The sequence below is a fragment of the Cupriavidus sp. FW305-46 genome, assembly GCF_058787075.1.
Genome location: NZ_JBYSZI010000112.1, coordinates 1 through 10,413, shown reverse-complemented (window position 1 = coordinate 10,413; position 10,413 = coordinate 1). Strand labels below are relative to the sequence as shown.

The 10,413-nt window shown below is 62.7% G+C and carries 14 protein-coding genes; 8 read left to right on the top strand and 6 right to left on the bottom strand.

Features of this window, described 5'->3' with window-relative positions; all coding sequences use genetic code 11:
- Positions 1–57 precede the first annotated feature (57 nt).
- The 8 genes from AC3WON_RS30450 to AC3WON_RS30415 all read left to right on the top strand — a co-directional run bounded on the left by AC3WON_RS30450 (position 58) and on the right by AC3WON_RS30415 (position 5,329).
- Entirely contained in the window at positions 58–1,086 is a 1,029-nt protein-coding gene (locus AC3WON_RS30450; protein ID WP_492353417.1) for a baseplate J/gp47 family protein, read from the top strand.
- Complete coding sequence (locus AC3WON_RS30445; protein WP_492353416.1) at positions 1,077–1,673, top strand: YmfQ family protein; 597 nt, start codon at positions 1,077–1,079, stop codon at positions 1,671–1,673. Before AC3WON_RS30450 ends, AC3WON_RS30445 begins: the two co-directional genes overlap by 10 nt.
- Positions 1,670–2,644 carry a phage tail protein gene (locus tag AC3WON_RS30440; protein ID WP_492353415.1) on the top strand — a complete coding sequence of 325 codons (975 nt, stop codon included), beginning with the start codon at positions 1,670–1,672 and terminating at the stop codon, positions 2,642–2,644. Before AC3WON_RS30445 ends, AC3WON_RS30440 begins: the two co-directional genes overlap by 4 nt.
- 9 nt (positions 2,645–2,653) lie before the next feature.
- The gene (locus tag AC3WON_RS30435; protein WP_492353414.1) at positions 2,654–2,842 is read left to right on the top strand and encodes a hypothetical protein; all 189 of its coding nucleotides are present in this window, start codon (positions 2,654–2,656) and stop codon (positions 2,840–2,842) included.
- Between the two features lie 59 nt (positions 2,843–2,901).
- Positions 2,902–3,759: a hypothetical protein gene (locus AC3WON_RS30430; RefSeq protein ID WP_492353413.1), complete on the top strand. Its 858-nt coding sequence runs from the start codon at positions 2,902–2,904 to the stop codon at positions 3,757–3,759.
- 86 nt (positions 3,760–3,845) lie between these two features.
- Complete coding sequence (locus AC3WON_RS30425; protein WP_492353412.1) at positions 3,846–4,487, top strand: glycoside hydrolase family 19 protein; 642 nt, start codon at positions 3,846–3,848, stop codon at positions 4,485–4,487.
- Between the two features lie 22 nt (positions 4,488–4,509).
- Positions 4,510–4,806: a phage holin family protein gene (locus AC3WON_RS30420; RefSeq protein ID WP_492353411.1), complete on the top strand. Its 297-nt coding sequence runs from the start codon at positions 4,510–4,512 to the stop codon at positions 4,804–4,806.
- A complete protein-coding gene (locus AC3WON_RS30415; protein WP_492353410.1) occupies positions 4,790–5,329 on the top strand; it encodes a DUF2514 family protein in 540 nt (179 codons plus the stop codon). The genes AC3WON_RS30420 and AC3WON_RS30415 overlap by 17 nt, the downstream gene beginning before the upstream one ends.
- A gap of 19 nt (positions 5,330–5,348) precedes the next feature.
- On the opposite strand, the gene AC3WON_RS30410 is transcribed toward AC3WON_RS30415, so the two are convergent.
- The 6 genes from AC3WON_RS30410 to AC3WON_RS30385 all read right to left on the bottom strand — a co-directional run bounded on the left by AC3WON_RS30410 (position 5,349) and on the right by AC3WON_RS30385 (position 10,343).
- Positions 5,349–5,729 carry a hypothetical protein gene (locus AC3WON_RS30410; RefSeq protein WP_492353409.1) on the bottom strand — a complete coding sequence of 127 codons (381 nt, stop codon included), beginning with the start codon at positions 5,727–5,729 and terminating at the stop codon, positions 5,349–5,351.
- Positions 5,730–5,733: 4 nt separating this feature from the next.
- A complete protein-coding gene (locus AC3WON_RS30405; RefSeq protein ID WP_492353408.1) occupies positions 5,734–5,982 on the bottom strand; it encodes a hypothetical protein in 249 nt (82 codons plus the stop codon).
- 277 nt (positions 5,983–6,259) lie between these two features.
- Complete coding sequence (locus AC3WON_RS30400) at positions 6,260–7,993, bottom strand: RelA/SpoT-related domain-containing protein (protein ID WP_492353407.1); 1,734 nt, start codon at positions 7,991–7,993, stop codon at positions 6,260–6,262.
- Positions 7,994–8,513: 520 nt separating this feature from the next.
- The gene (locus tag AC3WON_RS30395; protein WP_010808973.1) at positions 8,514–8,948 is read right to left on the bottom strand and encodes a universal stress protein; all 435 of its coding nucleotides are present in this window, start codon (positions 8,946–8,948) and stop codon (positions 8,514–8,516) included.
- Between the two features lie 53 nt (positions 8,949–9,001).
- A complete protein-coding gene (gene ppk2 / locus AC3WON_RS30390; protein WP_492353406.1) occupies positions 9,002–10,114 on the bottom strand; it encodes a polyphosphate kinase 2 in 1,113 nt (370 codons plus the stop codon).
- A 13-nt stretch (positions 10,115–10,127) separates the two neighbouring features.
- Positions 10,128–10,343 (bottom strand): HP1242/YdcH family protein, encoded by a 216-nt coding sequence (locus AC3WON_RS30385; RefSeq protein WP_492320979.1) that lies wholly within the window; start codon positions 10,341–10,343, stop codon positions 10,128–10,130.
- Positions 10,344–10,413 lie beyond the last annotated feature (70 nt).

The window sequence follows — 10,413 nt, the reverse complement described above, 5'->3', positions numbered from 1 at the left end:
CCTGGCGCAATCTTTCCAACGTAACGAGCTGACATGGCCTATCAAAGACCAGAACTCATGGATCTGCGCGACGCGGCCTACGCCGCGATCGAGGCGATCCCCGGGGCGGATGCCCGTTTGCGCTTTGCGGTGCTCAACGCGCTGGCCGTGATGACGGCCGGCGCTGCCGACGGCCTCTACGGCTACCAGGAGTGGATCAGCAGGCAGATCCTGCCGGACCGAGCGGAAAAGGAGTTCCTCGACCGGCATGCGTCGCTGTGGCTCTCCGGTGGCAGAAAACAGGCGACCGGCGGGGCCGGCCTGGTAACGGTTTCCGGTACCGACGGGACGGTCGTGCCGGCGGGCACGCTGTTCATCCGTTCGGACGGGGTTCAGTACGCCAGCCAGGCGGATGCCACCGTGGCAACAGGGACGGCATCGGTATCGGTGCTGGCCATCACGACTGGCCTATCGACCAATGCGGTGATGGGGCAAAGCCTCACGCTGGTCACTCCGGTGCCGGGGCTGCAGAGCACCGCTGCGGTCGGTGTTGCGGGGCTGACAACGGGCACCGACGTCGAGAGTGACGATGACCTGCGTGCGCGCTTGCTGCAGCGTCTGCAGCAGCCGCCAGACGGGGGATCGGCGGCCGATTATGTGCAATGGGCGCTTTCGGTGGCTGGCGTGACGCGGGCATGGGTGGCACCGCTCGAGCTGGGCCCCAACACCGTGGTGGTGCGTTTCGTGCGTGACGGTGATGCATCGATCATCCCGGACGCCGCGGAAGTGGCGGCGGTGCAGGCGTACATCGACAGCGTTCGCCCAGTGACGGCCGAGGTCACTGTCGTCGCGCCGGTGGCCATGGCGGTCAACTTCCAGATCCAGCTGACGCCGAACACGGTGGCGGTGCGGGCGGCCGTCGAGGCTGAGCTGCGGGATCTCATTACGCGCGAAGCCATTCCCGGCGGCACGATCCTGCTCTCCCACATCAATGAGGCGATCAGTCTGGCTGCCGGCGAAACCGACCATGTACTGACATCGCCGAGCGCCAATGTGGCATCGCCTGTCGGTCAGTTGGCCGTCTTCGGGAGCATCACATGGATGTAACCGTCGCCCACTACCGGCAGCAGCTGCTGCGGCTATTGCCTCAGGGTCCGGCCTGGCCGCAAGACGAGGGCGACCTCGCCGTGCGGGTGCTGAACGCGCTCGCGCTGACCTATCTGTCTGTCCACAAGGCCGCTGAGCAGCTGCATGAGGAGTCTGATCCGCGTGCCACGTCGGCCTTGTTGGATGACTGGGAGCGCAACTACGGCCTTCCGAATCCATGCCTGGCGCCGGCCGTATCGATTGCTGACCGGCGAGGACGCCTGGTGCAAAAGGTGGTCTGGAGTGGCGGTCAGTCCCGCGCATTCTTCATCGGGTTGCTCGCGTCCGTTGGCTATTCCGGCGCAACCATCACGGAATTTCGTCCGTTCCGCGCCAACAGCAAGTGCAACAGCGCAATCAACCAGGGCGGCTGGCGCCATGCCTGGCGCGTCAATGTGCCGATCAGCGCGGATGTGCGTCGGATGAAGGCGGGCAGCCGCTGCAATGAACCGCTTGCAAGCTGGGGGGATCCTGGCCTGCAGTGCCTGCTGGCGCAGCACAAGCCGGCGCAAACGATTCTCTACATTTCTTACGGGGTGAGCGCATGAGGCGTATCTCGACGACGACCAAGGTGGTCGACAAGTTCGGTGCAGGAAAGCATGGTTTCACGAACGGCAATGCCGTGGGCGGGATCCCGGCGACCGACCTGGAGGATGTGTGGTTCGACCACGCCCAGGAGGAGATCTGTTCGCCAATCGAGGCCGCTGGCCTCACGCTGGATTCCAATGACAGGACCCAGCTCCTGCAGGCGATCCAGATCCTGTCCGCGGCGGTTGTGGGGCAGGCGCGCAACGTCAAGATGAGCGTAACGACTGCGTCGGCCTCGGCGACCTTGACGGCTGACCAGGTCGTGGTCGCCTCTGCTCTCAGCGGTAAGCACTACCGGCTGTCCGGCTTCAACAAGACGGTCAACCTGGCTACGACCGGCGCCGGCGGCATGGATACCGGAAGTGCGCCGGCCGGTGGCTATGTGGCGCTGTATGTGATCTACAACCCGACGACTGGCGTGAGCGCGCTGCTGGCGAAAAACGCGACCAGCGCAGTGCAGCCCGAGGTGTACGGGGGGGCTAATATGCCGGCGGGATACACGGCGTCGGCGCTGGTGAGTGTCTGGCCGACAAACGGCAGTGGCCAATTCACAGTCGGTCACCAGCTGGGCAGGGACATTTATCGCAACTCGACGTCAATTCTAAGTACCACGACGTCGTCTACGAGCATTCCTTTTACGTCCTTGTCTATCTCGTCCGCAGTGCCGCCGAATGCGGTTCGCGTGAAAGGCACTCGCACAATCACCTTCACATCGGCTACGGGTTGTGCGCCATCGTTTGCCTTCGCGCCGGATTCCAATGGAAGCGGCGGCAACCTGATGTACGTTTCCGGCAGCACATCGACCGGCCCGAACTGGGGGATGGATCTTGATTCAGCGGTTGTCACGCCGCAAACGCTCTACTACGCGATCGGAAATTCGGCCGCAATTTCAGTGACCTATGCGGCGTCAATTGTTGGCTACAGCATCTAGGGGGGGGTGATGACAACGCTGAACGTCCAATTTGACGATGCTCAGTTCATCGTCGTGAGCTACTTCGGATCGCCACAAGATCCAAGCGTCTATCCGAATCTGGGCACCATTGAGACAACGGATCCGCGCTGGAAGGCCTTCTGCGAAGGGATGAATCCGGTGGTGAAAAAGTCTCTGCCGGCGCCAGAGTCCGAGTGATATTGACGCTCGGACTGCGCTCCGTCATAGTTCTGCGCTAGTTATGACGGAGCGACCTGGTGACCACAATTTTCGAGCCTCTGTACCAGACTGGGCAGGTGCTTTCTGAGCCGGCGTTTAAGCCGCTGATACTGGTCGACAATTCCCATGCGGCGTGGCGAGAAGTCAGGATCCTGGTGGACTTTTACCGCCGCGGCGATCACCGCAAGGGCAATACGGGCATCTTCTCGCCTAAGTTCGGATTGAAGACCAAGGTATCTGGCGAGCAGTTCCTGCGGTTCGTGCGCGAGCAGCGCGACGCGGACGTCTGGATCATCAACCCGTTTCCGACCATCGCGTACTACTCGTACAACGTGTGGATGCAGGGGGAAATCAATCACCCGGGGCTAACCGAGCGGGCACAAGGCCTTCTCGATGCCTGTGACATTGGATGGGATCTCGCTCGCGTGCCGCGGCAAACGAACGCGATGCTGTGCTATTCCAACTTTTGGGTCGGGACGCCGGCATTCTGGGAAGGGTACGTCGGCGGAGTGCTGGATCCGATCGCGCGTTATCTGGAGTTGAATGCAGACGCGCCGGCGGCCAAAGCAGTGATGGGAGACACGTGGCATACCGATGCAGCGCCGTTCCTTCCGTTCATCGTCGAGCGTCTGTTCAGTACCTACCTGTCGCTGCAATCTGGTGTCCGCATTGCGTCGTATCCCATCGAATCGATCCTGGATTACTGCCTGACGGACTTCGAAAGGGAGATCGTCGAGCGCATGCGTCCGGTGGTCGATGCTGCTGACCGTGCGGGATCGTTTTCGAAGGATCTTGCTGACATGCAGCAGCTGCTGTGTTCGCTGTACAAGCGATACGCGGTAGAGCATTTCGCAGTCAATGCGCACCCGCATTCGGGTAAAACGGTGGCCGTATAGTCGCTATAACTTCTAGGGAAAGCCGCCTTCGGGCGGCTTTTTTATTGCCCGCGCGAAGCGGGCTTTTTCGTTTCCGGGGTCAAAAGATGGACAAGCAAGCATTCAGGCAGGCGGCCGGCCTGTCATCGGAGCTGGCGGAGCGCTGGTATCCGGTTGTGTCGGCCGCGCTCTTTGAGTTCGGCATCCTGGCGCCGCATCGCGTCACGGCATGGATCGCGCAGGTCGGTACCGAATCTGCTGGCTTTGCCACGCTGCAGGAGTCCTTCGACTACAGCGTCGACGGGCTGCAGCGGACGTTCGGTAGCCGCATGCCGCCGGCGCTGGCCAGCACTCTCGGCCGTCAGCCGGGCGAGCGCGCGGTGCCGGCTGAGCGCCAGGCGCGCATTGCGTCGATCGTGTACGCCAAGCGCTTCGGTAATGGCGAGGCGGCCAGTGGCGACGGCTGGCGCTACCGCGGACGCGGGCTCAAGCAGATCACGTTCGCCGACAACTACCACGATTGCGGTCACGCGCTCGGCGTCGACCTGGTTAGTCGGCCGGACCTGCTGGCCACCGACGACCAGCTGGCCGCCCGCTCAGCGGCGTGGTTCTGGTACGCCAAGGGCTGCAACCAGCTGGCGGACCTGGGCGACTTCGAGCAGCTCACGCGGCGCATCAATGGCGGCCTTAACGGGCTCGATGACCGGCGACAACGCTGGCAGCGTGCCCAGCAATTCATCCACGCATAAACAACCGCAAAGGAACGGGTACATGCAAGAACCAGAAAAGAGCTTGTTTATGTTGGTGTTCGTCGGCGCCATGATTGGCCTGGGCAAGTTGCTGGCCAGCGACGAAGCCATCACCGTGCGCCTGGTGTTCGCTCGGACGGTGATGGGGGCCGCTGCCTCGATGGTGGCCGGTATGGCGCTCATTCAGTTCCCGGAGCTCAACCCGGTGGCACTGGTGGGGCTTGGCAGCGCATTCGGCATCGTTGGCGCGCAGGCCCTGGAAAGTTACTTCAAGCGCAGGATGCGCCAGAGCGAGGGCCGGCATGGCAAAGGCACTTGAGTTCTTGGCCGCATGGAAGGGCCGCCTGGCGGCGGCTTTTTTTATGGTGGCGGCCGGTGCGGTGCTGGGCGGGGCGCTCGCCTGGTGGCTGCAGGGAAATCGTTATGAGCGCCAGCTCTCTGAGTGCGGGCGCGAGCTGGCCGAGCTGCACGCGGAGCAAGCCAGGCAGGTGGCCGAGGCGGTCAACGCCGCGCGCCTCGAGGAACAACGCCGCACCGCGGCACAGACGGAGATCGCCAATGCGGCCATCCAACAAGCCGACGCGGCCCGGGCCGATGCTCGGGCTGCTGACACTGCTCGTCGCGAGTTGCTCGCACGTGCAACCGCCCTCGCCAACGCCAGTCGAGGCCCCGGCGATCCCGCCACTGTCGGCGGCGGCGCGCCAGCCGCCACTCCCGTCGATCTGCTCGCCGACGTGCTCGGCCGGGCTGATGCGCGAGCGGGAGAGCTGGCTGCGGCGCTTGACGCCAGCCACGGCGCAGGTCGCACCTGCGAGCGCAGCTACGACGCGCTGACTCCGTAGCGGCACCCGTCCGGGCGCGCTATGTCCTGGCGAGTGTCCGGCGCTTGGCGATGCGCCCGCGCGCCTCCGCCTGGATGGTGGCCAGCCGGACCTCATGCTCGGGGGTGCGCACATCCCCTCGCCACCCACGCGACCCTGGCGTACGGCTGCCATAGTCTGCCTCCAGTGCCTCGACAATGCACGGCTCCTCCATCAGCTGCCGGAGCCAGCTATCGGCCATGACTCCGCCTTGACCGTACAGCAGCTCGGCGATGTAATGCGCCCGCTGTACTGTCTGCCGCAGCCGCGCAATCTCCCACAGCAGGTCACGGACGTCCTGGTTGCGCACGCGCTGGCCGATGTCGCGCAGTTCTTCTTCCGTGAGCGCAGGGAGATCCCGCGGCAGTTCCTTGGTGGCCATGAGCTCACCGCAGGGTAAAGCGCACGGTCATCGGAGCCAGGGCAACCCATGGCCCGACTGCCAGGCGCAACAGCTGGCCATCGTCCCAATATGACAGGTGATCCGGGCGCCATTTCAGTCTCTGCAAGGGGCGCAGTTCGATGCCGGTGATGACTAGGCCGCCCGCCGCGGCCGCGACCGCATCGCACGGCAGGCGCAACTCCTCGCGGTCCTCGCCGAAGTAGTGGGCTTCGAGAAAGATTGTGGTGGCCATGGGGTTCATTGGTCTAGGATACTGTATAAGCATACAGTATCCGAATTGACCAAAACAACGTGACCGCACCGCCGACGGAGTCGTAGAAACGCAAAGCGCCTCACAGGGAGGCGCTTTTTGGGGGGTGTTAGCGATCTATGAGCAACATTTAGCCGTCATTATTGGGCCAAGCTGTAGTCACGATGGTCTCCGGGCGGGGTTAAAAAACGGTTTGGTACTTGGATTTAACGGTTTGAACGTTAAGAAGTCAAGCTGCGTGCGAATTCACTTGCGATTGTTACGTGTTCTTCAGCACCTTCAGGACCCTGGTTTGGATGGCTCTAGCGATCATGTCGGGGATGTCTTCGGCGGCATCTAGAGCATCGGAAACGCGCATCGCAAGTGTCTTTGCGTCCTCTTTCTTGTCGATGACGATATAGATATGAAGAAGCGTGTCCAGCAGGAGCGCATCGGCATCCGGCGAGGCGGCAGCCGCTTCAATCGTTGGGCAATACTTCGTCAGGCCCTCCACGAGGCTCGCTGCGAACTGGCCCTTTGTTTCTAGGGTCAAGTATTCCAATGCGTAGTAGGCGAGATTATTGGCGAGATCCGCATTGTCTGGGGTTAACTCATAGGCGAGTATGGTGACCTCGTAGGCCTTGCGATAGAGCGAGAGGCGCTGCTCCCGATCGCCTGGTTCGGTGCGATACGCGCCTTTCTCCCAGTACTGGTAACCCAAGAGCTTGGGGAGGGCTGTTGCAATGTGTTTGTAATCCGGCAATGGCAGGTTGTCATCCCAGCTCTGCTTCGCCTTGCTGGCGGCCGCAAGCTGCTCGACTTCGCCAAGCGTGTCCTCGAAGAGTCGGATGGAATCATCAATGCGCCCAAGCTTGGAATACGCTTGGCCCAGACGGAATTTCACCAGGGGATAGTTGGGGTACTTCTCGGCTAGATCAACGTAGATTGCGACCGCATTCTCGATGCTCTCATTCGAGTTCGTGGAGAGCAAGCAAAAGGCTGTATTAAGTGTGACGTAATACCAATAAAGCTTCAGTCCGTCACCGTTCAAATCCTTCTCGCATTGTTGGGCGATCGCGGAAAAATACTGGGACGCCTCGAGATAGCAGTGCGCGCGATCTTGCTTGCTCACCTGGACGGTCGCGCACTTTTCCCGCACCAATCGGCCGTTGGCGTATTGATCGATATATGCCTGCGGTACGCCAAGTTGCTCGAACCGCTTGAGGACGTCGTCGTCTGATTCGACGGACAAAATCTTGCCGGCTTTGGTGGCGACCGTCGCATACTCCGAGGACATCTCTTTGATGGTGTCGGCGTACGCGGCGCAAGCATCGGTGAACTGCTTGAGCACCCTTAGATGCGGGCCGATAAGGGCCTGGTTTCCTGCGTGTGAGAGCTCTTTGCCGGAGCGCGCCATGTAGCCGTACTTGTGGTCGATCTCGCCCCAGGCATCCTCAAAAACTGTCCGGATTTGGATCTCAATCGGCAACATGTATTGAGGGCCGATGCCTTGACAGTTGACGACGTCTGGGCCGACGCGACAGACAATGTGGAGGCTGGAATACCCCTCTTTCGAGGAAAGCTTCTCGAACGTGACCCGTCGTTGATCGAGCGTTTCTTTGATCAGGAGGTTGAAGGGCGAGCTATCGAGTTCATTGTTGTAGACGATGATCTCCTCGAGGCTGCCTTTCTTCACTGGGTTGGGTCTGATGTCGGCGCCATGCTCAATAATGTCGAGCACCTTCGTCAGTACCTCAGGCAGGTCGCGCCGAAACAATGTAATGAGTCGAATGCCGATGACGTCGGTGATCGATTCGAGGTCATACTCCGGTTTCGTCTCGCGCTTGCGCCCCACCTTTTCGACCAGCCGGCTCTCAGGCTTGACCCGGGCGCGCACTGCGTAACAGGCGTGTTCAATGCCCGTGTCTGTGATCGCGGCCCTGACCCGTGTAAGTGCCTCCTTGGCGCACCCCTCAATTCGCAGAGCCTTATATTCAAGGGCTTCTTTTGTCATTTGTGGTCTTTCTTTTGACTTGGGCGCCTATGCCAGGCGCGATGTCTCTCTGTCGAATATGACAATGTACTGAAATTGGGGCAGCCTTGCTAGGAGCCCATGGTGGGGATGCGTTCTGCTCTGAGCTATGCCGCCTTGGTCTGGCAAGTGGCGTAGCTTCTGGCGTAGAGTCGCCATAACTCCCTTACTGGGAAAGGCTCAGGCGCTCTTGCATCATGGGCGTGTGGCGGCTCGCGGACGAATCTGCCTGTGCCTGTTCCGGGTCGGTTTTTTTCTGCAATCCCATTGCCATTTAGCCTGTCTGGCGGTGGGCCTGCGTGATGCCGCCCGCTCCGCTCGGATCGCCGCCTTGCGCAAGCCGGATGGCGGCCGCGCGGGGCGTCCGGGCGGTCATCCGGCGGCCTGGGGCCGGGGCGCGAAGGGGCGTTTTCGAATATGGGCGATATGGTACAGCACGGGGCAGCGGTTGCCGCGCCGCGCGGGCCGGATCTGGCCCGGCGGCGGGGTCAGCGGCGTGCCGTCAGCGGAACACCAGCACCGGCACGTCGCTGTGGGTCAGCACCTTCTGCGTCTCGCTGCCCAGCAGCAGGCCGCTGATGCCCTTGCGGCCGTGCGAGGCCATGAAGATGACATCGCAACCGAGGTCCCGGGCAGCGTTGATGATGCCGTGATACGGGGCGCTGGCGGCCGAGACGTGGCCCGCGCACGGGACGCCGGCCATTGCCGCCGCGGCCTCGATCTTGACCAGTTCCTGGCGCGCCAGTGCTTCCACGCGTTGCTGGAATACCTCGCGCCTCTCATGGGTGCTGTCGCTGCCCACCATGTAGGGATAGGTCTCCACGCACATGTAGGGCGTCAGGCGCGCGGAGGCGGTGCGGGCAAACTGGATGGCGGCGGACACGGCCTTGTGGGAAAGCTCGGAACCGTCGACGGGCAGCAGGATGTGCTTGAACATAGGGGCCTTGGTAAAGGGGAAAACGGAAGAAGTGCGGGAGTAGGGGGCGAGGTTCAGTTGGCCAGCGCGCGTCCCACGATCAGCGGGTCGGGCTGCCCGATGGCAGTGGTGTCCCGGTTGCCGTAGGGGAAGCGCGACAGGATGGCACGCAGCGCATTGAGCCGCGCGCGCTTCTTGCAGTCCGAGCGGATGACCGTCCACGGCGCATCGGCGGTGTCGGTGTGGGCGAACATGGCCTCCTTGGCCTGGGTGTATTCGTCCCATTTGTCCAGCGAGGCAAGGTCGACCGGGCTCAGCTTCCATTGCTTGAGCGGGTGGATCTCGCGCTCGCGGAAGCGCCGGCGCTGTTCCTTCTGGCTGACCGAGAACCAGAACTTGAACAGGTGGATGCCGCTGCGCACCAGATGCCGCTCGAAGTCCGGCGCCTGCTGCAGGAAGTCCTGGTATTCGCGCTGCGAGCAGAAGCCCATCACGTGCTCCACGCCGGCGCGGTTGTACCAGGAGCGGTCGAACAGCACGATCTCGCCGGCCGACGGCAGGTGCTGCACATAGCGCTGGAAGTACCATTGCCCGCGCTCGGCCTCGGTGGGTTTTTCCAGCGCCACCACGCGCGCGCCGCGCGGGTTCATGTGTTCCATGAAGCGTTTGATGGTGCCGCCCTTGCCGGCGGCGTCGCGCCCTTCGAATACGATTACCACGCGCTGGCCGGTCTCGCGCACCCAGGCCTGGAACTTGAGCAGCTCCACCTGCAGGCGGTACTTCTGCTTTTCATAATTGCGCCGCGACATCAGGTTCTGGTACGGGTACGCGCCTTCGCGCCAGCCCGCGGACAGCTCGTCGTCCGGATGGCGCTTGCGGCCGGCCTGCCACGCGGCGGGATCGCCTTCGAGGATCAGGCTGCGCAGCTGCGCAGCCTCGTCGGGCGCCAGGCCGTCAAGCAGCGTGCGCATGGCGTCGAGCATGTCGGCGCCGTTGCCTGCGCGGCTGGCCAGGATGTCCTGCATGCTGCTGGCCGCCAGCTGCACCGAGGCGTCGACGGCGCTCTCGACCTCATTGCGCTGGGCTGACAGCGCCGAGTTGGTGGGCAGCACGTCGCCCCTGGCCGTGGCGCGGGCACGTGGCGCGGTGGCGGTGTGGGAGGATTGGATGGTGTCGCGATCTGTCATCTGCGGTCCTCCGTCAGGCTGGGGTGTTGCGCAGGATCGCGTAGAGCTGGTCCTTGAGCAGGAGTTTCTCTTTCTTCAGCCGCTCGATCTCGAAGGTGGAGGCCGGCACCAGCCCCGACTCCATGTTGTGGATTTCCTGGTCCAGCGCGTTGTGGCGGTGGAACAGGCGCGCGAAGCGGGCATCCTGGGTCTTCAGGGTGGTGATCTGGTCGCGGTATTCGGGAAACATGCTGGCTCTCCTGCTGGATCCGCGCGCACGGGGCGTGGCGCATGGTTTCATTTTGGGGAGGGCAGGGTGG

What these genes read in the sequence shown, in the direction of transcription:
- AC3WON_RS30450 (WP_492353417.1), top strand. Translation starts at nt 58, where the DNA reads ATGGATCTGCGCGACGCGGCCTACGCCGCGATCGAGGCGATCCCCGGG.
- AC3WON_RS30405 (WP_492353408.1), bottom strand. Translation starts at nt 5,982, where the DNA reads ATGGCCACCACAATCTTTCTCGAAGCCCACTACTTCGGCGAGGACCGC.
- AC3WON_RS30385 (WP_492320979.1), bottom strand. Translation starts at nt 10,343, where the DNA reads ATGTTTCCCGAATACCGCGACCAGATCACCACCCTGAAGACCCAGGAT.
- AC3WON_RS30440 (WP_492353415.1), top strand. Translation starts at nt 1,670, where the DNA reads ATGAGGCGTATCTCGACGACGACCAAGGTGGTCGACAAGTTCGGTGCA.
- AC3WON_RS30425 (WP_492353412.1), top strand. Translation starts at nt 3,846, where the DNA reads ATGGACAAGCAAGCATTCAGGCAGGCGGCCGGCCTGTCATCGGAGCTG.
- AC3WON_RS30415 (WP_492353410.1), top strand. Translation starts at nt 4,790, where the DNA reads ATGGCAAAGGCACTTGAGTTCTTGGCCGCATGGAAGGGCCGCCTGGCG.
- AC3WON_RS30445 (WP_492353416.1), top strand. Translation starts at nt 1,077, where the DNA reads ATGGATGTAACCGTCGCCCACTACCGGCAGCAGCTGCTGCGGCTATTG.
- ppk2 (WP_492353406.1), bottom strand. Translation starts at nt 10,114, where the DNA reads ATGACAGATCGCGACACCATCCAATCCTCCCACACCGCCACCGCGCCA.
- AC3WON_RS30395 (WP_010808973.1), bottom strand. Translation starts at nt 8,948, where the DNA reads ATGTTCAAGCACATCCTGCTGCCCGTCGACGGTTCCGAGCTTTCCCAC.
- AC3WON_RS30410 (WP_492353409.1), bottom strand. Translation starts at nt 5,729, where the DNA reads ATGGCCACCAAGGAACTGCCGCGGGATCTCCCTGCGCTCACGGAAGAA.
- AC3WON_RS30420 (WP_492353411.1), top strand. Translation starts at nt 4,510, where the DNA reads ATGCAAGAACCAGAAAAGAGCTTGTTTATGTTGGTGTTCGTCGGCGCC.
- AC3WON_RS30435 (WP_492353414.1), top strand. Translation starts at nt 2,654, where the DNA reads ATGACAACGCTGAACGTCCAATTTGACGATGCTCAGTTCATCGTCGTG.
- AC3WON_RS30400 (WP_492353407.1), bottom strand. Translation starts at nt 7,993, where the DNA reads ATGACAAAAGAAGCCCTTGAATATAAGGCTCTGCGAATTGAGGGGTGC.